Origin of the sequence: Dorea sp. AM10-31 (genome assembly GCF_003435815.1) — a bacterium.
In the GTDB taxonomy this organism is placed as follows: domain Bacteria; phylum Bacillota; class Clostridia; order Lachnospirales; family Lachnospiraceae; genus Dorea_D; species Dorea_D hominis.
Genome location: NZ_QTUV01000002.1, coordinates 184,427 through 206,693, shown reverse-complemented (window position 1 = coordinate 206,693; position 22,267 = coordinate 184,427). Strand labels below are relative to the sequence as shown.

Genomic DNA, 22,267 nt, shown 5'->3' with positions numbered 1-22,267 from the left:
AATCTCTGGGAAAACAGGAGCAGTCACGCTCTTTATTTCCAGAGATTTTTATCTTACATGCTTTCTGTTATCTCTTTATTCATCCCATCCTTCATAAAAACGGATGTTCATGGAAATGTTGCGGACAATATCGCCTTCTTCCAAAGTCAGATCTTCCAGATCACTGACATATGGGATGAGTGGTTCGTCTTCGGATAATTCCAGTGTCAACCAGTCTTTTCCGGCATCGTTGATACTGTCGATGGCGTCATCCAGAGTCTCCCCTTCTCCGTAACAATATTCCAGGTCCGGGAAATAACCTTTGTAGCTGCCTTCTTCAGTCTGACGGAAGATGGCAGGATATATAAATTTCATAAAATAGTTCCTCCTTCATTCGGTAAATGCATATCTTGTACTATTATAGCATCCAGAAATCAGAATGCAAGGTCTAAGAGACTATACAGGCGGAATAAACTCATGTATAATGTTAGATGCCAGGGGCAAAAGCCTAAAACTACGATGTGCTTGCACATGAGTAGTTTTATGGCTTAATGCCCCGCCCCGATATGAGCATAAAAGTGGAGCGTAAGCTTCACGATATGCGAATATTGGGTAGAATTGTGGGAGTACGAAGTGCGAAACAATTCGTATGGAATCTGTATATAACAGATGTGAAATAAGAAAAGTATCGGAGGTTTTTATGTTTACAATCAGAGATGTTAAAGAGACAGACAGAGAAGTCCTTTTTGCGATGGAGAAGGAATTTTATGAAGGACCGGCGTGTGACCACACAGTTCCGGAAGAGAATTTTGAGGCAACACTTAAGGAATGCCTGCGCAGCCGACAGTATGCGAGAATGTTGATGCTGGAAGATGAAACCGGCGTTGTCGGATATTTTAATATGTCTCTTACCTGGAGCAACGAGGCGGGAGGACAGACAGTTCTCTTAGAAGAACTTTTCTTCAAACCGGAAGCGAGAGGCAAAGGTTATGGAACAAAAGTATTTGCATGGGTAGAAGAAGAATACCCGGATGCTAAGAGATACCGCCTGGAGGCAACACCGTGCAATGAAAAAGCAATCGCGTTATACAAAAGGCTTGGATATGAAGGACTTGATTATTATCAAATGATTAAGGAACGTTAAAATACAGCACATGCAAAATTTGCTATTGGCAGTTTTCTTCAGATGCTATGGCGACAAAGAATTGTAGTTAAGTAAAAAAGAAATGGGGAAGTATATGAAAAGACAAAAGAAAAAAAGATTGATACTGCGTATTTTCAGAAATCTGATCTGTATCGGATTGTTTGTTATTCTTGCAGCACTTCTTGGAAATGCATGGGTGATCGGAAGCACGAAAGGTCTGATCAAAAAGGAATCTGAAGTGAAATCTTCAAAAGCAGACTGTATCCTTGTACTTGGAGCAGGCGTACACAAGGACAATTCACCGTCGCTTATGTTACGGGACCGTCTGGAGACGGCATGCAGACTTTATGAAGAAGGAGCAGCATCCAAGATCATTATGAGTGGCGATCATGGTAGAAAAGACTATGACGAAGTACAGGTTATGAAAGATTATGCCATAGACAAAGGGATTCCGTCTTCAGATATTTTTATGGATCATGCCGGATTTTCCACTTATGAGAGTATGTATCGTGCAAAGGCGGTTTTTCAGGTAAAGAATATGATCGTTGTGTCACAGAAATATCATCTGTATCGTGCACTGTACAGTGGCAAGGGGCTTGGAATGAAGGTGACCGGAGTTCCGGCAAAGGAAACGCGCTATGCAGGACAGATGTACCGGGATCTGCGGGAACTTCTGGCAAGAGATAAAGACGTTGTATCGGTATTGCGCAAGACAAAACCGACGTATCTTGGAGAAGCGATCCCGGTGAGCGGAGACGGGGATGTAACCAACGATCAGTAAAGTTTTTTGCGTGGATGTGAGCATATTGATATAAAGATCTGCATAGATTACAATAACATCCATAAGAAGGCAGTCGGTGTGTATGGAGTTTGCAGAGATACCGAAAGATGTACTTCCGGGGCTGTCGGTTCTGACAGTAACCGGTAATGTGGAGCTTACGCTGGAGAACTACCGTGGGATTCTGGAATATACAGGCGAACTTGTCCGGGTGCAGGTAAAAGGCGGTCAGTTAAAAGTTACCGGAGAGCATCTGATGATCTCCTATTATACGAATGATGAGATGAAAATGACCGGATGGATCCGGGATATCGAATATCATTGCAGTGAATAAGGAGGTGTCGGAAAAGATGCTGATCCGTTTGTGGAGATATACCCGGGGATATTTAAGAATCCGTATTACAGGCTCCGGAACCGAGCGTTTTATTAATGGCTGTCGTCACAGGAACATCCGTCTCTGGAATCTGCAGGTGGTAAATGGCGCATATGAAGTAAATATGTTCGTATGCGATTTCAAAAAACTAAAAACGATTCTTCGAAAGACCGGTACGAAAGTCACGATCGTGAAGCGTATTGGTCTTCCTTTTTTTCTGCTCCGCTACCACAGGAGAAAATTATTTTTTGCTGGATGTGTACTGTGTTTTGCATTACTGGTCATGCTGACACGTTTTATCTGGGATATTGATCTGTCGGGAAATCAGATCTATACGAGAGAGCAGATTCTTCATTATCTGGAAAATAATAAGGTACATACCGGAATGGTGAAATCGAAAGTAAACTGCGACAAAATTGCAGCAGATCTTAGAAGGAATTATAAAAATATCATATGGGTTTCAGCGAGCATTGACGGCAATCGGCTCTGTATCCGTGTCCGGGAAAATATGGATGCATACAGAAGTAAAACAAAGAAACTGACGGAAAATAGAAAAGAGAAAGCCGTGTCCCCTTATGATCTTGTCGCAGATACAGATGGTGTGATCACAGAAATTGTTCCAAGGGAAGGTATTCCCAGAATCCGGAAAGGAAAGAAGGTCAGAAAGGGACAGGTGCTTGTGTCCGGTCAGGTTCCGGTAAAGGACGACAGTCAGACAGTGATCGATTACCAGTATCACAGGGCAGATGCGGATATCAAAGCGGAAGTAAAGATTCCATATAAAGAGGTTTTAGCAAACAGTTATGCGAAAAAAGTTTATGGAACAATAAAGAAGAAAGAAGACTATATAAGGATTGCAGACTGGCAGTTTCAGACCGGAGATATTTTCCCCGAAAAACAGACGGAACAGACGAAAAAACAGGAAATTTATATCACAAATCATCCACTCTGCCTTTTTGACCGCATCAAACTGCCGGTTTCTTATGGCACGAAAACAACAGTTTTTTACAGAATAAGTCAGAAAAATCATACAACAAAGGAAAAACAGCAGCTTTTAAGCCATACATTTTCACAATATTGCCGTGATTTGGAGAAAAAAGGGGTAGAAATTCTGGAGAATGATGTTAAAATATACACAGGGTCAGGAAACGCCAGTGCGAGAGGCACGATCACTGCAGTCAGGAGTATCGGTGTTTTAAGACCGTCGAAGATAAAAAAGATTCCGCGAAATTCAAAATCGCAACAAGGAGAGAATATAGATGGGAATGATGGAAACAGTCATTGAGATTCCGACCGAGCATGAGCAGAATGTGTTCGGTCAGTTCGATGTTTATGCGAAAAAAATTGAAAGATCTTTACATGTCACACTTATAGCAAGAGATGAACATGTAAAGATCATGGGTGAAGCTGCCCGCGTTGAGAAAGCAAAAAGCGTACTTGCGAATCTGGTAAAACTGTCCGAACGTGGTGGTGGTATCACAGAACAGCAGGTAGATTATACACTTTCACTTGCAATGGAAGACAGCGAAGACAGTGTATTGGAGATTGATAAAGATATTATCTGTCATACGATCCAGGGTAAGCCGATCAAGCCAAAGACGCTGGGACAAAAAAAATACGTCGATGCGATCCGTAAGCAGATGATTACCTTCGGTCTCGGACCAGCAGGAACGGGAAAGACCTACCTTGCAATGGCGATGGCGATCACGGCATTTAAAAATAATGAAGTAGGACGTATCATTCTTACAAGACCGGCAATTGAAGCAGGAGAAAAACTTGGATTTCTTCCCGGAGATCTGCAGAGCAAGATCGATCCTTATTTAAGGCCACTGTATGATGCACTGTATCAGATCATGGGGGCGGAGAGTTTTCTGAAAAATTCTGAAAAAGGTCTGATCGAGGTGGCGCCACTTGCTTACATGCGCGGTCGTACACTGGACAATGCATTTATTATTCTGGATGAAGCGCAGAATACAACTCCGGCACAGATGAAGATGTTCCTTACCCGTATCGGTTTTGGTTCCAAAGTCATTATCACCGGAGATGAGACGCAGAAAGACCTGCCGTCCGGTCAGATTTCCGGTCTGGATACAGCTGTAAAAGTTGTAAAAAACATTAATGATATCAGCATCTGCCGCTTGTCAAGCAAGGATGTTGTGCGTCATCCACTTGTACAGAAGATTGTAAAAGCTTATGAAGAATATGAAAATAAAGCAAATGCCGCCAAGGTACGCGGACGTGAAAAAAGGAGAAAATAATGACGGTTTACTTTGAAGAAGAGGGTGCCCTCACATTGCCTGTAAATGCAAAAGAGATTGCCGAAGAAGTCGTGGAAGGAGCACTGGATTATATCGGATGTCCTTATGAAGCGGAGGTGAATCTGCTTCTTACCATGAATGAACAAATCCATGAGATGAATCTTGAATTCCGAGAGATTGACAGACCGACGGATGTCCTGTCATTTCCGATGCTTGATTATGAAGAGGCAGGTAATTTTGATTTCCTTGAAAACTGTGAGGAAGCTTTTGATCCGGAAAGCGGAGAGCTTGTTCTTGGAGATATTGTCATATCAAAGGAAAAAGTTCTCGCACAGGCTGAAGAATACGGACATTCTCCCCGTAGAGAATATGCTTTTTTAATTGCACATTCTGTGTTACACTTATGTGGATATGACCATATGGAGGAAGAAGAACGCCTCGTTATGGAACAGAAGCAAAGAGAGATTTTAGAAAAATTAGAAATATTACGTTAAGATGGAGTAGAACATGTCGGAAAAACAACAAAGCGAAAAAAATCTGCTGATCCAGGGGACAATTCTGGCAGCCGCAGGAGTGATTACCAAGATTATCGGTGCGGTATACAGAGTTCCGCTGGTTGGTATTCTTGGTGATAAAGGACTGGGATATTACGGTGTTGCGTTCCAGATCTATGCGATTGCGCTGACACTGACTTCGTACAGTCTCCCAGTTGCTGTTTCCAAACTGGTATCCGCCAGAGTTGCAGTCGGCGAATATAAAAATGCATATAAAGTATTCCGTGGTGCGCTTGCATTTGCAATCACAGTAGGAGGAACGGCAGCACTGATTATATTCTTCGGCGCGGGAGTCATTGCCAAAAATATTATGGCGATGAGCATGAGTGTCTATGCACTTCGCGTACTTGCACCCTGTATTCTGATTGTAGCGATTCTTGGTGTATTCCGTGGTTTCTTTCAGGGCAACGGCTCTATGATGCCGACGGCAATCTCGCAGATCTTAGAGCAGATCATCAATGCGGTTGTCAGCATCGGTGGCGCTTATGTCTTATTAAAAGCAGGACGTGCGGTTGGAAAGACAAGAGGTGATTCCTCTTACGGAGAAGCTTATGGTGCGGCCGGTGGTACATTAGGAACAGTTGCCGGTGCAGCCGCAGCACTTGTGCTTGTAGTCTTTATCTTTCTCGTTTACCAGAGAGTTGTAAAGAAAAAAATGAAAAAAGACAGAAGCAGGCACAAGGAAACTTATGAAGAGATATTCCGGGTTCTGCTTTTGACGATCGCACCGGTTATTTTAAGTGCGACGGTATATAATATCTGTGGTGTTATTGACAATGCAATGTTTGGCAAGATCATGGCAGCACAGGGGCACAAGGAGAGTGAATACGCAGCACTTCTTGGAATCATCAGTGGTAAGTACGATACGCTGATCAACGTTCCACTTGCCTTTTCCAGTGCGATCGCATCTGCGATGATGCCGAGTATTGTAGCGGCAGTTAAGAACAGAAGCCGCAAACAGTTACATAATAAGATTGAACTTTTCAGCCGTTTTACAATGGTTGTGGCACTTCCAAGTGCAGTAGGATTTATCGTGCTGGCAAAACCGCTTCTGGATCTTATTTTCTTTACAGAAGATAACCGGATTGCAGCCGTGACACTGCAGTTTGGAGCATTGTCAGTTATTTTCTACTGTTTGTCAACAATCACAAATGCGGCGTTACAGGGCATGGATCGTATGATGACACCGGTATACAGTGCAGCGGCAGCACTTGTTGTACATATTATTTCATTGTTTATTATGATGGTTGTATTTAAGTGGGGCATTTATGCTGTTGTATTAAGTAAGATTGTATTCTCTGTTACTGCTTGTATTTTCAATGCACATGCCTTAAGAGAATATGCTGGCTTTGTACAGGAACGCAAGAAGACATTTATTATACCTGCGATTGCCTCTGTGATCATGGGTGTTGTGGCATTAGTTGTACACCTGTTCTTTGAGTTGTTCCTTGGAACACATATTGCTACAATTCTGGCACTTCTTGCGGCGGTAGCTGTTTATGGTACAGCAATCATCCTGCTTGGCGGTCTTACCGAAGCAGAAATGCGGCAGATGCCGATGGGAACAAAACTGGTTGCCGTTTGTAAAAAATGCCGTCTGTTTCCGTCTTAGGAGCGTATAAAAAAGATTTTACATGCCAATACTATACTAAAAAGGAGTTGTCCTTATTATGAATAAGTATGGTATTGGTTTTTTCACGACAGCAGTTCTGGCAGTGCTGATCCTGACATTTGCCTATCAGTTCAGTTTCCAGAAGGCAAGAGAACATGCACAGGAAGAAGCGGAAGTAAAAAGAGAGACGCAGACAGTTCCTGCGGATGCAAATAAAAAAGAAGGATATTATCTGATAGAGGAAGGCGGATTCCTGGTTGTATATGCCAGTGATCGTAAAACTGTATATGAATATACAGATATTGCTTATGATGATCTGCCGGAGAATGTCCGCAATGAGATCCGCTATGGAAAATATATCCGTTCCCAGGCAGATCTGTACGGATTTCTGGAAAATTATTCCAGCTGAAACCATAGAAAATGAAAAGATTTAAACGAATACAGATAAATGACGGAAAGGACAAAAGAAAATGGACGAGAAGAAAATCGCAAGAATTAACGAATTATATCATAAATCAAAAGAAGGAACACTTACTGAAGAAGAGAGAAAGGAACAGCAGATCCTGCGCCGCGAATATATTGATTCTGTCCGGATGAACCTGCGCGGTCAGCTTAATAATATTTCTATCAAAGAACATGACGGAAGTGTTACAGATCTGGGAAAAAGACATGCAGAAAAATATGGAAACAAAAAAGGAAATTAGATCCTGCATTTTAAAACAGCGGAGAGCACAGTCCAAAGAGACATGCGAGAAATCAAGCATGGTGATCGCCGAAAAACTGCTTGCCCTGCCGGAATACCGGAAAGCGAAGAATATTTACGCATATATGGATTTTTCGGGGGAAGTAAAGACAGAAATGATACTGAAAGAATCTCTCCGACTTGGCAAGAATCTCTGGCTTCCGAGAGTGAACGGTGATATTATGGATTTCTTCCGGGTCAGATCGAAAGATGACTTCGAGATCGGAGCATACGGAATCCTGGAGCCAAAAGGCGAGAGTAAAGCCGGGAAAGAAGAAGCAAGAGATGGCTTCATGGTTGTGCCGGGTGTTGCTTTTGATGCAGACAGAAACCGCATCGGCTTCGGCGGTGGTTACTATGATAAATATCTGGAACTATATCCGGAGCTTTTTACGGCTGCGGTTGCATTCGGATTTCAGATTGTGGAAGGTGTGCCGACAGAGGCGAATGATATCCGTCCACAGAAACTGATCACAGAAGAAAGGATATATGAATAATGAATTTACCAAAAGATCCGATGCTGCTTTTAAGCGTCGTGAATACAAAACTGCGCGACCAGTATACATCTCTTGATGCGTTGTGTGAGGATATGCAGGCAGACAGAGAAAAGATGGAAACTAAATTACAGAACATTGATTACACTTACGACGAAAATACCAATCAATTTGTATAGAAGAAAGGAAACAATATGTCAAATCATATGAAATACAACATCGATCTTATGCAAACTCCACCAGAGGAAGATACTGCGAGACAGTATTATTACATAGAAAAAGCAAAAAAATATGTACAGAAAGAGTCTGAGGAAGCAGGACGTCCACTGACTGCATGTATTACTACTTTTGGATGTCAGATGAACGCAAGAGATTCTGAAAAATTAAGGGGAATCTTACTGGATATCGGATATATGGAAGCACCTGAAGACGAAGCAGATTTTGTAATCTTCAATACATGTACCGTGCGTGAAAATGCCAATACCCGTGTGTACGGAAGACTGGGACAGTTAAAGCCTCATAAGAAGAAAAATTCACATATGAAGATTGGACTCTGTGGCTGTATGATGCAGGAGCCGGAAGTTATTGAAAAATTAAAGAAGAGCTATTCATTTGTGGATCTTGTATTTGGAACGCACAATATTTACAAATTTGCAGAGCTTATATGCCAGCGCTATGAAAGCGGTAAGATGGTTGTCGATATTTGGAAAGATACCGATAAAATCGTAGAAGATCTTCCGAATAAGAGAAAATATTCATTCAAATCAGGAATCAATATTATGTTCGGTTGTAATAACTTCTGTAGCTACTGCATTGTACCATATGTAAGAGGCCGTGAGCGAAGCAGAAAGCCGGAAGATATTATCCGGGAGATTGAGCGCCTTGTTTCAGACGGTGTCACGGAAGTTATGCTTCTCGGACAGAATGTCAATTCCTATGGAAAGACACTGGATGAACCGATAAGTTTTGCGCAGTTATTGCAGAAAATTCAAAAGATTGAAGGACTTAAACGTATCCGATTTATGACTTCCCATCCAAAGGATCTTTCCGATGAACTGATCGATGTAATGGCAACTTCAAAGAAAATCTGTAAGCATTTGCACCTTCCGGTACAGTCAGGAAGTACAGAAATCTTAAAGAAAATGAACCGTCATTATACGAAAGAATCTTATCTGGAACTGGTAGAAAAGCTGCGTGCGAAAGTGCCGGATATTTCTCTTACCACAGATATTATCGTCGGATTTCCGGGGGAGACAGAAGAAGATTTTGAAGAGACGCTGGACGTTGTAAGAAAAGTCCGCTATGACAGCGCATTTACATTTATTTATTCCAAACGTACCGGAACACCTGCCGCAAAAATGGAAAACCAGGTACCGGCAGATGTTGTGAAAAAGAGATTTGACCGCCTTCTTCATGAAGTTCAATCCATCGCAGCTGAAGTATGTGCGGTTCATGAAGGAACAACACAGGAAGTATTGATTGAGTCTGTCAGCGATCATGATTCGACTATGGTGACCGGACGTATGAGTAATAACCTGCTTGTACATTTAAAAGGAGAGGCCTCCATGATCGGAAGCTATGTCAATGCACACCTGACAGAATGTAAAGGATTCTATTATCTGGGAGAACTTGCAGAATAAAATCATTTGCAATATCTTCCACCTATAAAGAGATACAAAAACGCTCAAACTATCTGGTAAGAAGGATAGTGAGGGCGTTTTTATGGGTAGAACCGGAAAATATCTCTGCCTCATCGGAATCGGAGGCAGTCTGTATTATGTATTTGAACAATTGTTTCGTGGATTTTCGCACTGGAGCATGTTTCTGCTTGGTGGAATTTGTTTCCTGTTTATTTATCTGCAGGGCAGCAAGATTGGATGGGATGAACCACTGTGGAAACAGATCTTGAGATGCGATATTTTTGTAGTTTCCATGGAATTTATGACAGGAATCGTTGTAAACTGTATGTGGCATATGAATGTATGGGATTATACAGATATGCCATTTCAGATCTTAGGGCAGATCTGTCTTCCTTTTGCAATCATTTTTGCAGGACTCTGTGCGGTTGGAATTTTTCTTTCCAGCTACCTTGCCTGTTACCTGTTCGGCGAAGAAAAACCTGTTTTTCATGTTCTGAGATGAGAAATTCTATCTTTTCCCACCGGAAAAATAATGTTATAATAAAATGTAAACTTAGAATCGATACAAAGGAGAATAGATGTGGCTGAATTAACACCAATGATGCAGCAATACATGAAAACAAAAGAAGAATACAAAGACTGTATCTTGTTTTATAGACTGGGAGATTTTTATGAAATGTTCTTTGACGATGCAATCACAGCATCAAAAGAACTGGAGATCACCCTGACAGGGAAGAACTGCGGGCTGGAGGAACGGGCACCAATGTGTGGAGTACCTTATCACGCTGTGGACAGTTACCTGAACCGGCTTGTGTCCAAAGGATATAAAGTTGCAATCTGTGAACAGGTGGAAGATCCTGCGACAGCGAAAGGAATTGTAAAGAGAGAAGTTGTCAGGATCGCAACACCGGGTACGAATCTGGATACCCAGGCATTGGATGAGACGAAGAACAATTATCTTATGTGTGTCGCATACATTGCAGACCGGTATGGTGTATCGGTTGCGGATGTGACAACCGGAGATTATTTTGTGACCGAGATAGAAGACAGTGAAAAGTTATTTGATGAAATTTACAAATTTATGCCCTCAGAGCTTATTTGCAATGAGGCTTTTTATATGAGTGGCATGGATTTTGATGATTTAAGAGAACGTCTTGGTATCACCGTTTACTCGCTGGATGCATGGTATTTTGATGATGAAATCTGCACGAAGACGCTGGAAGAACATTTCCACTGTGCAACACTGGAAGGGCTTGGACTTGCGGATTATGACTGCGGTATTGTAGCGGCAGGTGCACTGTTCCAGTATCTGAAGGAGACGCAGAAGAATGCACTGACACATATGTCCAGACTGATACCGTATACGAATGGCAAATATATGCTTCTCGACAGTTCTACAAGACGGAATCTGGAACTTTGTGAAACAATGCGTGAGAAGCAGAAAAGAGGTTCCCTACTCTGGGTTCTCGATAAGACGAAAACTGCGATGGGAGCGCGGACACTGCGCAAGTATATTGAACAGCCATTGTTACATAAAAAAGAAATTGATGAGAGACTGGATGCGGTAGAGGAATTTAAAAACAATGCGATCGCAAGAGAAGAGATCCGAGAATACCTGACACCGGTCTATGACCTGGAACGTCTCGTCAGCAAGATTACATACCAGTCTGCCAATCCAAGAGATCTGACTGCTTTTGAGAGTTCCCTCTCCATGTTGCCACATGTAAAGACGATCTTAAGTGATATGCAAAGTACCCTGAACCGGGAACTGTACGATGCGTTAGATCCACTGGAAGATCTGTGTACACTGGTGAAAAAGGCAATTAAGGATGAGCCACCGCTTGCCATGAAAGAGGGTGGCATCATCCGGGATGGTTACAATGCAGAAGTAGACAAGTTAAGACATGCCAAGTCTGACGGAAAAGAATGGCTTGCCAAGTTGGAAGAAGACGAGCGGGAAAAGACCGGAATCAAGAATCTCAAAATCAAATATAATAAAGTATTCGGCTATTATCTGGAAGTAACTAATTCTTTCAAGAATCTGGTGCCGGAGTACTATACAAGGAAACAGACACTTGCCAATGCGGAACGCTACATTATTCCAGAATTAAAAGAACTGGAAGACACGATCCTCGGTGCAGAAGATAAGCTGTATGCGTTGGAATATCAGCTCTACTGTGAGGTGCGTGACACGATTGCAAAAGAAGTTGTGCGTATCCAGACAACAGCGAAAGCGGTTGCGAAGATTGATACTCTGGCTTCTCTGGCACTGGTTGCTGAACGTAATAATTATGTGCGTCCGAAGATCAATGAGAAAGGTGTCATTGATATCAAAGACGGCAGACATCCGGTCGTAGAGAAGATGATTCCGAATGATATGTTCATTACAAATGATACTTATCTGAATGATAAGAAGAAAAGAATTTCTATTATCACCGGACCGAACATGGCTGGAAAGTCAACTTATATGCGCCAGACAGCCTTGATCGTACTGATGGCGCAGATTGGATCCTACGTTCCGGCATCTTCGGCAAATATCGGACTTGTTGACCGTATTTTCACCCGAGTGGGAGCATCGGATGATCTGGCTTCCGGACAGAGTACCTTTATGGTAGAGATGACAGAAGTCGCGAATATTTTACGAAATGCGACAAGCAAGAGTCTCCTAATCCTTGATGAGATCGGGCGTGGAACAAGTACCTTTGACGGACTGAGTATTGCGTGGGCAGTGATTGAGCATATCAGCAACAGTAAACTGCTGGGAGCAAAGACATTATTTGCAACGCATTATCATGAGCTGACGGAACTGGAAGGAAAGATTGATAACGTGAATAATTACTGCATTGCCGTGAAAGAAAAAGGCGATGACATTATCTTCCTTCGTAAAATCGTAAGCGGTGGTGCGGACAAAAGTTATGGTATTCAGGTGGCGCGTCTTGCCGGTGTCCCAGCTTCTGTTACAGACCGTGCAAAAGAAATTGTAGAAGAACTGGTGCAGGCAGACATCACGTCACGGATCAAAGATATTGCAGTGGCAGGAAGTGAGTCGAAACACAAAGCAAAGAAGTATGATGATGTGGATCTGGCACAGATGTCATTGTTTGATACCGTCAAAGATGATGATGTACTTCAGGAGCTCAAAAACCTGGATGTAACGAATCTGACGCCGATTGACGCACTGAATACACTGTATCAGTTGCAGAACAAGTTAAAAAACAGGTGGTAGTTTATGTCAAACATACATGTATTAGATCAGATAACAATCGATAAGATCGCAGCCGGAGAAGTGATTGAACGTCCGGCTTCTGTCGTAAAAGAGCTGGTAGAAAATGCCATTGATGCCGGTTCCGGTTCTGTGACTGTAGAGATCAAAGAAGGCGGCATTTCTTATATGCGCATTGCTGACAACGGCTGCGGAATTGCACGGGACGATGTTCAGAATGCATTTCTCAGACATTCTACGAGCAAGATCCGCGCTGCCGAAGATCTGGAACATATTGCATCTTTAGGCTTTCGTGGTGAAGCGTTGTCCAGTATTGCGGCTGTCTCACAGGTCGAGATGATTACAAAAACAAAGGAACAGCTTCTTGGAACGCGTTACCAGATCGCCGGTGGAAAAGAAGAAGGACTGGAAGATACCGGAGCTTCGGATGGAACAACATTTCTGATCCGTCAGCTTTTTTATAATGTACCGGCAAGACGGAAATTTTTGAAGACACCGATCACCGAAGCAAGCCATGTCGGCGATCTGATGACGAGACTTGCACTGTCGCACCCGGAGATTTCTTTCCAGTTCATCAATAACGGGCAGTCCAGACTGCATACATCCGGAAATGGAAATTTAAAAGATGTCATTTATCACGTATATGGAAGAGAGATTACTGCTAATCTCATTCCTCTGGAATATAAGAATAACGGGCTTTCCTTAAGCGGCTACATTGGAGCGCCGCTCATTTCCAGAGGAAACCGTAATTTTGAAAATTATTTTATTAATGGCCGCTACGTGAAAAGTAATATTATTTACCGTGCCATTGAAGATGCATATAAAGATTTTTCCATGCAGCATAAGTTCCCATTTACTGTCTTTCACATTACGATTGATGGAGAACATGTAGATGTGAATGTCCATCCAACAAAGATGGAGCTTCGGTTTAACAATCAGCAGGAAGTGTATAATACACTCTATGAAGCAATCGACTCGGCACTTCACGGAAGAGAACTGATTCCGAAGGTGACACTAGATGAGCCGAAAGTGCCGAGGGCAGAGGTTGTGCCGGTAACGAAGGAAAAGCAAAATTTCCGTACAACCGGATCTTCGGTCAGCTTTGCATCAACTGCCGGGAATATGACAAAACAGGCAGCGCAATCAGAAATGTGGGCTGGGGTGCAGACACCGGTGAAACAAAAATCGAAAATACCGCCGAAAGAAGAGAGGAATCTGGATTATTTCATGGAACAGATGAAAAAGCGTGTAACATCTTATCACCAGCAGAATTCATCTGCGGAAGTAAAGAGCCGGTCAGATATTTTTAAGCCTGAACGGCAGGCAGACCGGATAAGAGAAGCGGTTTCGCAGTACAAAGCGACTGCAAGGGATGCGAAAAAACAAGAGTTTCCTAAAAAGACAGATGTAACACCAGAAATACCGGGAACTGCTAAAACAACGACTGAAAAGACAACAGCAAATGAACAAGGTATTGACATCAAAGCAAATGAAAAACCGGAACAGATGGATCTCTTTGAAGATCGTTTTCTTGACAAAGAACGAAAAGCAGATTATACGTTGATTGGGCAGATTTTCGATACCTACTGGCTTGTCCAGTTCGAAAATAGTCTGTATATTATCGACCAGCATGCAGCACATGAAAGAGTTCTGTATGAACGGACATTGCGGGAAATGAAAAACCGGGAATTCACATCCCAGATGATCAGCCCGCCGATCATTCTGAACCTGACGATGCAAGAGGCGGAGCTGCTCAGACAGTACATGGATCGCTTTACAAGAATTGGATTTGAGTTTGAAGAATTCGGGCAGGATTCTTTTGCGGTAAGAAGTGTTCCGGATAATCTGTTCAGCATTGCCAAAAAAGATCTGCTTCTGGAAATGATTGACCATTTATCGGATGAGCTTAACAGAAACCAGCCGTCCGACCTGATTGATGAGAAGATTGCGTCTATGTCCTGCAAAGCGGCTGTAAAAGGCAATATGAGTCTTTCTGCTGCAGAAGTCGACACCTTGATCGGCGAACTGCTTCTTCTGGATAATCCGTATCATTGTCCACACGGAAGACCGACGATTATTTCCATGACTAAACGGGAGTTAGAAAAGAAATTTAAGAGGATTGTATAATGAAGAAAAAACCATTGATCATTCTTACCGGTCCGACGGCCGTTGGCAAGACAAAGGCCTCCATCGGACTTGCAAAAGCAGTTGACGGCGAGATTATTTCTGCTGACTCGATGCAGGTTTACCGGCATATGGATATCGGTTCTGCGAAGATAAAACCAGAAGAGATGGAAGGCATACCGCATCACCTGATTGATGTACTGGAGCCGGATGATGAATTTCATGTTGTAAAATTTCAGCAGCTTGCCAAAAAAGCGATGCGGGAAATCTGGGAACGCGGGCATATCCCGATCGTTACCGGTGGAACCGGCTTCTATATCCAGGCATTGCTTTATGATATTGATTTTGATGAAAATGAAAAAGAAGATGCATGCCGGAAAGAACTGGAAGCTTATGCCAGAGAACATGGAGCAGAAGCTTTGCATGAGAAGCTTGCTTTGGTTGATCCGGCATCTGCTGAAATGATTCATCCAAATAACATCAAGCGTGTGATACGTGCGCTGGAATTTTATGAGCAGACCGGAAAACGAATTTCCGAACACAACGAGACACAGCGTCAAAGGGAGTCCCCGTATGCATTTGCCTATTTTGTGCTGACAGATGACAGAGCACATCTGTACGAACGTATTAACCGACGTGTCGATCAAATGATTGAGGAAGGTCTGGTAAATGAAGTACAGGCTTTAAAAGACAAGGGCTACACAAAGCAGCTTGTTTCCATGCAGGGACTTGGCTACAAAGAAATTCTGGATTATCTGGATGGCAATTGTACGCTGGAAGAAGCTATTTATACAATTAAGCGGGATACAAGGCATTTCGCCAAACGTCAGCTCACCTGGTTTAAGAGAGAGCGGGATGTAATCTGGATCAACAAACAGTCATTTGGTTATGATGCGGAGCAGATTTTAGACGAAATGCTTTCAAAACTCCCGTGGAAAGCAGAAAAAAAATAATATATATAATGCGAGGATAAGAACATGTCAGAGATTACAAATATGTATGAAAAAATGGGTATTCGCCCGGAAGTACTGAAATTTGGAAATACTATTGAAAAAGATTTAAAAGAACGTTTTGGCGAGATTGATCAGCGTGCCGAGTACAATCAGTTAAAAGTATTGCACGCTATGCAGAAAAATCACGTAAGTGCAGACTGCTTTAACTATGTCAGCGGATATGGATATGACGATCATGGAAGAGATACACTGGAGAAAATTTACGCAGATGTCTTCCATACAGAAAGTGCACTGGTTCGCCCACAGATTACCTGTGGAACACATGCGCTGGCACTTTCTCTTGCAGCGAATTTACGCCCGGGAGACGAGCTTTTGGCGGCTGGCGGCAAGCCTTACGACACACTGGAGGAAGTAATCGGTATCCGCCCTTCCAAAGGATCGCTTGCAGAATATGGGATTTCTTACAGACAGGTAGACCTTCTGGAAGATGGGACATTTGATTTTGATTCCATCCGTGAAGCAATCAATGAAAAAACAAAGATGGTTACGGTACAACGTTCCAAAGGTTACCAGACGCGTCCGAGCTTTTCTGTTGCACAGATCGGGGAAGTGATCCGTTTTGTCAAAGAGATCAAACCAGGAGTGATCTGCATGGTTGATAACTGCTACGGAGAATTTGTAGAAGAAATCGAGCCAAGTGATGTAGGTGCGGATATGGTTGTCGGTTCTCTGATCAAAAATCCGGGAGGCGGACTTGCGCCGATCGGCGGCTATATTGCCGGTAAAGAAGAACTGATTGAAAACTGTGCATATCGTCTGACTTCTCCAGGACTTGGAAAAGAAGTCGGCGCATCTCTCGGAATCATGCAGTCATTCTATCAGGGACTGTTCCTTGCCCCGACAGTTGTAGCAAGTGCATTAAAGGGTGCTATTCTTGCGGCAAAAATTTATGAAAAACTGGGGTACCCGGTTGTACCAAACGGAACGGAAAGCCGTCATGATATTATCCAGGCAGTAGAACTTGGCTCTGCCGAGGCAATGATTGCCTTTTGTCATGGTATCCAGGCGGCCGCACCGGTAGATTCCTATGTTGCTCCGGAACCGTGGGCAATGCCGGGATATGACAGTGATGTAATTATGGCGGCGGGTACATTTGTACAGGGCTCTTCGATTGAGCTGAGCGCAGACGGACCAATCAAACCGCCGTATGCGGTTTATTTCCAGGGCGGTTTAACATGGCCAAGCGCAAAACTTGGAATCCTGATGTCTCTGGAACATCTTGTAAGAGCCGGTATTGTAAAATTATAAGCAATAAATATAAGGAGTATTTATGGCAAAGATCGTAATCATCGGAGGCGGTGCGGCAGGCATGACGGCAGCGATCGCAGCAGCCTGGGCAGATCCGTCTCATGAGATTCTTATATTAGAACATAAAAATCAATTAGGAAAGAAATTATTATCTACCGGAAACGGTCGCTGTAATTTCACAAATGCTTATATGGAAAAAGAATGTTTTTACAGTGATTCAAAAGATGTGATACCATGTGTTCTTGATAAATTCGGAACAGATGAGACGCTGGATTTCTTTCGAAAATTAGGTGTATATCCGAAAGACCGGAACGGTTATTACTATCCGAGATCGGATCAGGCACAGACAATCCAGCAGCTGTTGATTCTTGAATTAAAAGCACTGGGCGTAACATATAAGACAGACATTCATGTAACCGAAGTGCAGCGAAATAAAAAAGGATTCCGCATTTTTACAGATACACCGGGAATGAGTATTCATGCCGATCGGTTGATTCTCGCATGTGGTGGACGCGCAGCGGCTGTTCTTGGTTCAGACGGAAGCGGATATACACTTGCAAAGATGCTTGGACATTCGCTTGTTCCGGTTGTTCCGGCACTTGTGCAGTTAAAAGTAAAATCGCATCCACTGGCAAAGGCTTCCGGTGTGCGCACAGAAACAAAAGTTGAAATCTTTGATGGAAGCGATATGAACAATCACCCCGTAATTCTCGGAAGCGACACCGGAGAAGTTCAGATCACTGCTTATGGCATTTCCGGTATACCGGTATTTCAGATCAGCCGTCTGGCGGCAAAACTTTTGTATGAGAAAAAGACGCCGGTTGTACGGATAGATTTCTTTCCTGGAATGTCTGAAGAAGAATTAAAATCCTATTTACAGAAACGTACACAGAACCGTGAAACTTATATGGTTTCCGAATTTCTACTCGGTCTTCTGAATCAGAAACTAATCACAGTGCTTTTAAAAACGGCCGGAATACCGGAAAAACTGTATGTGAAAAAGTTGAAAACACCGGATTGGGATAGACTTATTTCTACATTAAAGAGGTTGGAACTTGTCATTTCTGACACGAATGGGTTTGACAATGCACAGGTTTGCGCCGGAGGTGTAAATCTTACAGAGATTGCATCTGATACAATGGAGTCGCGTATCTGTAAGGACCTGTATCTTGCCGGAGAGCTGCTGGATGTTGACGGCATCTGCGGAGGCTACAATCTGCAATGGGCATGGGCAAGTGGGTATCTTGCCGGATGTGCTGCCGCAGGTAAGAAAAACACCGGAAAATAAAAGTAATAAAATAACAGGAGTTAAAACGGATGATCCAAATTTCAAATCTGAAACTACAGATTCCACATACAACAAAGCGTCTTAAGGAAAAAGCTTTGAAACAACTGCACATCCGCGAGCAGGACCTTATCGGATTCCGGATTGCAAAACGTTCTCTGGATGCACGGAAAAAGCCGGTGTTGTATTATGTCTATACACTGGAACTGTCAGTAAAAAACGAAGCAGGATTACAGAAGAAAAATCTGCCGAAAAATGTAAACGTCTGCAAAGCAAAGCCGATATATGCACCGGTTCCAACCGGCACAGAAACACTTGCACATGCGCCGATAATCGCCGGAAGCGGACCGGCAGGATTATTCTGTGCATATAGCCTGGCAAAAATGGGCTATGCACCGGTTCTTGTAGAGCGGGGAGAAGATGTGGATACACGAATGCAGGATGTAGAAGCGTTCTGGAACGGAGGCTCTTTAAAGCCCAATTCCAATGTCCAGTTCGGAGAAGGTGGAGCCGGAACGTTTTCAGACGGAAAACTGAATACGTTGGTTCACGATAAAGAGGGCAGAGGCAGAGCTGTTCTGGAAACATTTGTAAAATTCGGAGCGCCTAAAAAAATTCTTTATGATAATAAACCACATGTAGGGACAGATATTCTTGCTGTTGTTGTAAAACGTATGAGAGAAGAAATCTGCCGTCTGGGCGGACAAGTCCATTTTCATACACAGGTAACAGAACTTTTAACAGAAGAGGGAAAGCTTACCGGAATAAAACTTCAGGATACACATAGTGGCGAAGTGACAGACAAGCCAACGCAGGCACTTGTCCTTGCAATCGGACACAGTGCAAGAGATACATTTGAAATGCTGAAAAGAAAAGAAATTCCGATGACAACAAAGGCTTTTGCGGTTGGTGTCCGTGTGGAACATAAACAGTCCATGATCAATGAAAATCAGTATGGAAGCGCACAGCCGGATGGACTTCCGGCAGCTCCATATAAATTGACTGTCAATCTGGAAAATGGAAGAGGCGTCTATACTTTCTGTATGTGTCCGGGCGGATATGTCGTGAATGCATCTTCGGAAGCCGGAAGACTTGCCGTAAATGGAATGAGTTACAGTGGCAGAGATGGTCAAAATGCGAACAGTGCAGTTATTGTCACGGTAACACCGGAAGATTACGGCACGGATGATGTACTTGCAGGAATGGCATTTCAGCGGAAACTCGAGGAAGCCGCATACAGAGCAGGAGAAGGGAAAATCCCGGTGCAGTTATTCGGAGATTTCTGTGAAGACAAAGCTTCTGAAGCAGAAGGCAGAGTTACCCCACAGATGAAAGGTGCATATCACTGGACAAACCTGCGTCCGGTATTCCCGGAAGTGATCGCTGATTCACTGGAAGAGGGGATACGCTCGTTTGATCAGAAGATAAAGGGATATGCGGATGCGGACACGGTGCTTTCAGGAGTGGAGAGCAGGACATCCTCTCCGGTACGCATTCTGCGGGATGAGACACTGCAGAGCAGCGTACGCGGACTTTACCCTTGCGGAGAGGGCGCAGGGTATGTCGGAGGAATTACTTCCGCTGCAATGGACGGGCTTAAGACAGCCGAAGCAATCAGCCGGGTTTACCGTCCTTTCGACATATCTGGTACATGTTAAGAAAAAATTAATGGGATAACTCTATACACTTTTTCGGAAATATGATAAAATGTATTGAGTTTTTCGAAGAGATAAACACGAGGAGGAGTACATATTATGAAGGGAAAAGGAGGCAAAAACGCCTGGGCTTTATTTCTGCTATTACTGGCAGGGATTGTTCTTGGTGGTTTTATCGGCATGCTGGCAGACGGTGTATCTTCACTGAACTGGCTCAGCTATGGACAGACGTTCGGACTGGATGATCCGGTGGTTCTGAATCTGGGACTGCTTGTTGTGACATTCGGACTTACAATTAAAATTACCATTGCAAGCATCATTGGCGTGATTGTAGCAATTTTCATTTATCGTTTCCTTTAATTTAAGATTTTAAAGGGATCGTCGTACGAATCTAAAGATGAGATGAATCAATCAAATACCATGAAAGAAATTCCAAGTGTGGAACGGCCTTATGAGAAATGTGTGGAGATGGGACCGGAGAGTTTGACAGATATCGAACTTCTGGCAGTGTTTCTCCGTACGGGGACCAAAGGTGAGAATGCTGTTGAACTGGCGAAAAGGATCTTATATGATTCCGGTCAGAACGGGATTCTGGGTATTCACCATTTTTCCTTACCCAGGCTTCTTAAGCTTAAGGGAATAGGGAAAGTGAAAGCCATACAGATTCTGTGTCTGTCAGAGCTGGCAAAACGATTGGCAAAAGCGTCTGCGAAAGAGCATCTCAGATTTTCATCCCCCACATCAATAGCTGATTATTATATGGAAGATTTACGGCATGAGAGTCAGGAAGTTATGAAACTTCTGATGCTGAATACAAAAGCGGAACTGATCTGTGAACGAAACATTTCAAAAGGAACAGTGAAAGCATCGATCATTACGCCGCGAGAGCTTTTTGTGGAAGCTTTGAAACAGGAAGCTGTATCCATTGTGCTGTTACATAATCATCCGAGCGGAGATCCGACTCCGAGCGCGGATGACCGACTGATCACAGGTCGTATCGCACAGGCAGGAGCGCTGGTTGGAATTGATTTGTTAGATCATATTATTATTGGCAATCATTGTTATATGAGCTTTCGCGAAGAAGGACTATTAGAAAATGCTTGAGAAAGGATAAATATCAGATGGCAAGAAATACTTACGGACTGGATCTTGGATCTTATGAGATCAAGGTATATGATAAGAAAAAAGATACGATCTGGAAAGAAAAAGATGTAATTGCGATCAAAGACGGTACGGAGATTTTCGCTGTCGGAGATGATGCATATGGCATGTATGAGAAAGCACCGGACAACATTAATGTTGTATTTCCAATGAAGGAGGGTGTAATTTCCCATTTTAATGATATGCAGTTTTTGCTCCAGAATCTGTTGAAGAAAGGAAGACAGTTCGCCAGAGGTTCGGAATATGTAATCGCAGTTCCGACGGATGTGACAGAAGTTGAGAAAAAGGCATTCTTTGACCTGGTGATCCATTCTACTGCAAAGGCAAAAGAAGTAAACATCGTGGAGCGTTCCATTGCAGATGCAGTCGGGCTCGGACTTGATGTCAAAGAGACAAAGGGTGTGCTTATCGTGAATTTTGGCGGTGAGACGACAGAACTATCGGTTCTTGCAGAAGGCGGTATGGTTTTGAACCGGCTGTTAAAGCTCGGCGGAACAGCCTATGACCAGGCAATCGTTAATCTGGTGCGGCACAGCCATGATTTCCTGATCGGTCATCATACAGCTGAGATCTTAAGAAAACGTTTCGGCGTTTTTACCGGCGAGAAAGATGCAGCACTGTCTGTTGCAGGACGTGATCTAATCACAGGACTTCCAATGCGTAAGACAATTTCTTATACATTGATCCGTGCAGCGCTTCGTGATCCTTTGCTGGACTGCGTACGCGCCATTCATTCCTTACTTGACAGGACACCACCGGAAGTACGCAAAGCGATTCATGAGAACGGGATCTACCTGACTGGTGGCATGGCATATATGCCGGGACTTGAGACCTATATCGAGAAGGCAACCGGTATCCATACATCGACGTCGTCGGAACCGGACATTTGTGTCGTAAACGGATTGGAGAAGATCATTAAATCAAAAGAATTAAGCAAACTTGCATACTCAATGTTAGATCAAAATTATAGGTGGATGAGATAAT

23 protein-coding genes are annotated in these 22,267 nt (G+C 43.2%); 22 read left to right on the top strand and 1 reads right to left on the bottom strand.

What is annotated here, in order from left to right; genetic code table 11:
* Positions 1-75: 75 nt before the first annotated feature.
* Positions 76-354: a type II toxin-antitoxin system HicB family antitoxin gene (locus DW125_RS04145; RefSeq protein WP_021861022.1), complete on the bottom strand. Its 279-nt coding sequence runs from the start codon at positions 352-354 to the stop codon at positions 76-78.
* A gap of 325 nt (positions 355-679) precedes the next feature.
* On the opposite strand from DW125_RS04145, the gene DW125_RS04140 reads away from it, so the two are divergent.
* The 22 genes from DW125_RS04140 (at position 680) to DW125_RS04040 (ending at position 22,266) form a co-directional block, all read left to right on the top strand.
* Positions 680-1,123 (top strand): GNAT family N-acetyltransferase, encoded by a 444-nt coding sequence (locus DW125_RS04140; protein WP_021861021.1) that lies wholly within the window; start codon positions 680-682, stop codon positions 1,121-1,123.
* Positions 1,124-1,217: 94 nt separating this feature from the next.
* On the top strand, positions 1,218-1,904 hold the full coding sequence (locus DW125_RS04135) for a SanA/YdcF family protein (RefSeq protein WP_117537205.1): 687 nt from the start codon (positions 1,218-1,220) through the stop codon (positions 1,902-1,904).
* An 82-nt stretch (positions 1,905-1,986) separates the two neighbouring features.
* Complete coding sequence (locus DW125_RS04130) at positions 1,987-2,235, top strand: YabP/YqfC family sporulation protein (protein ID WP_021861019.1); 249 nt, start codon at positions 1,987-1,989, stop codon at positions 2,233-2,235.
* A gap of 16 nt (positions 2,236-2,251) precedes the next feature.
* Entirely contained in the window at positions 2,252-3,559 is a 1,308-nt protein-coding gene (locus tag DW125_RS04125; protein ID WP_117537204.1) for a sporulation protein YqfD, read from the top strand.
* Positions 3,534-4,532 carry a PhoH family protein gene (locus DW125_RS04120; RefSeq protein WP_021861017.1) on the top strand — a complete coding sequence of 333 codons (999 nt, stop codon included), beginning with the start codon at positions 3,534-3,536 and terminating at the stop codon, positions 4,530-4,532. Before DW125_RS04125 ends, DW125_RS04120 begins: the two co-directional genes overlap by 26 nt.
* Positions 4,532-5,026, top strand: coding sequence for an rRNA maturation RNase YbeY (gene ybeY, locus DW125_RS04115; protein WP_117537203.1), 495 nt, complete (start codon positions 4,532-4,534; stop codon positions 5,024-5,026). Before DW125_RS04120 ends, ybeY begins: the two co-directional genes overlap by 1 nt.
* 13 nt (positions 5,027-5,039) lie before the next feature.
* On the top strand, positions 5,040-6,698 hold the full coding sequence (locus tag DW125_RS04110) for a putative polysaccharide biosynthesis protein (protein WP_021861015.1): 1,659 nt from the start codon (positions 5,040-5,042) through the stop codon (positions 6,696-6,698).
* 58 nt (positions 6,699-6,756) lie between these two features.
* Positions 6,757-7,107: a hypothetical protein gene (locus DW125_RS04105; protein ID WP_021861014.1), complete on the top strand. Its 351-nt coding sequence runs from the start codon at positions 6,757-6,759 to the stop codon at positions 7,105-7,107.
* Between the two features lie 61 nt (positions 7,108-7,168).
* Positions 7,169-7,402, top strand: a complete 234-nt coding sequence (locus DW125_RS14195; RefSeq protein ID WP_021861013.1) for a DUF896 domain-containing protein — start codon at positions 7,169-7,171, stop codon at positions 7,400-7,402.
* A complete protein-coding gene (locus tag DW125_RS04100; RefSeq protein ID WP_226976221.1) occupies positions 7,380-7,937 on the top strand; it encodes a 5-formyltetrahydrofolate cyclo-ligase in 558 nt (185 codons plus the stop codon). The genes DW125_RS14195 and DW125_RS04100 overlap by 23 nt, the downstream gene beginning before the upstream one ends.
* Complete coding sequence (locus DW125_RS04095) at positions 7,937-8,113, top strand: DUF4250 domain-containing protein (RefSeq protein WP_021861011.1); 177 nt, start codon at positions 7,937-7,939, stop codon at positions 8,111-8,113. Before DW125_RS04100 ends, DW125_RS04095 begins: the two co-directional genes overlap by 1 nt.
* 15 nt (positions 8,114-8,128) lie before the next feature.
* Positions 8,129-9,574 (top strand): tRNA (N6-isopentenyl adenosine(37)-C2)-methylthiotransferase MiaB, encoded by a 1,446-nt coding sequence (gene miaB, locus DW125_RS04090; protein ID WP_021861010.1) that lies wholly within the window; start codon positions 8,129-8,131, stop codon positions 9,572-9,574.
* 82 nt (positions 9,575-9,656) lie between these two features.
* Positions 9,657-10,076, top strand: a complete 420-nt coding sequence (locus tag DW125_RS04085) for a putative ABC transporter permease (protein ID WP_021861009.1) — start codon at positions 9,657-9,659, stop codon at positions 10,074-10,076.
* Positions 10,077-10,154: 78 nt separating this feature from the next.
* On the top strand, positions 10,155-12,800 hold the full coding sequence (gene mutS / locus DW125_RS04080; protein WP_021861008.1) for a DNA mismatch repair protein MutS: 2,646 nt from the start codon (positions 10,155-10,157) through the stop codon (positions 12,798-12,800).
* A 3-nt stretch (positions 12,801-12,803) separates the two neighbouring features.
* Positions 12,804-14,924 carry a DNA mismatch repair endonuclease MutL gene (mutL, locus tag DW125_RS04075; protein WP_021861007.1) on the top strand — a complete coding sequence of 707 codons (2,121 nt, stop codon included), beginning with the start codon at positions 12,804-12,806 and terminating at the stop codon, positions 14,922-14,924.
* Entirely contained in the window at positions 14,924-15,874 is a 951-nt protein-coding gene (miaA, locus tag DW125_RS04070) for a tRNA (adenosine(37)-N6)-dimethylallyltransferase MiaA (protein ID WP_021861006.1), read from the top strand. Before mutL ends, miaA begins: the two co-directional genes overlap by 1 nt.
* A gap of 24 nt (positions 15,875-15,898) precedes the next feature.
* Positions 15,899-17,182, top strand: coding sequence for a methionine gamma-lyase family protein (locus DW125_RS04065; RefSeq protein ID WP_021861005.1), 1,284 nt, complete (start codon positions 15,899-15,901; stop codon positions 17,180-17,182).
* A gap of 22 nt (positions 17,183-17,204) precedes the next feature.
* Positions 17,205-18,470 carry an NAD(P)/FAD-dependent oxidoreductase gene (locus DW125_RS04060; RefSeq protein WP_021861004.1) on the top strand — a complete coding sequence of 422 codons (1,266 nt, stop codon included), beginning with the start codon at positions 17,205-17,207 and terminating at the stop codon, positions 18,468-18,470.
* 29 nt (positions 18,471-18,499) lie between these two features.
* Positions 18,500-20,125 carry an NAD(P)/FAD-dependent oxidoreductase gene (locus DW125_RS04055; protein ID WP_117537201.1) on the top strand — a complete coding sequence of 542 codons (1,626 nt, stop codon included), beginning with the start codon at positions 18,500-18,502 and terminating at the stop codon, positions 20,123-20,125.
* 96 nt (positions 20,126-20,221) lie between these two features.
* A complete protein-coding gene (locus DW125_RS04050; protein ID WP_021861002.1) occupies positions 20,222-20,482 on the top strand; it encodes a DUF4321 domain-containing protein in 261 nt (86 codons plus the stop codon).
* Positions 20,483-20,524: 42 nt separating this feature from the next.
* Positions 20,525-21,226 carry a RadC family protein gene (gene radC, locus DW125_RS04045; RefSeq protein ID WP_117537200.1) on the top strand — a complete coding sequence of 234 codons (702 nt, stop codon included), beginning with the start codon at positions 20,525-20,527 and terminating at the stop codon, positions 21,224-21,226.
* Positions 21,227-21,243: 17 nt separating this feature from the next.
* Positions 21,244-22,266: a rod shape-determining protein gene (locus tag DW125_RS04040; protein ID WP_021861000.1), complete on the top strand. Its 1,023-nt coding sequence runs from the start codon at positions 21,244-21,246 to the stop codon at positions 22,264-22,266.
* Position 22,267: the final 1 nt, after the last annotated feature.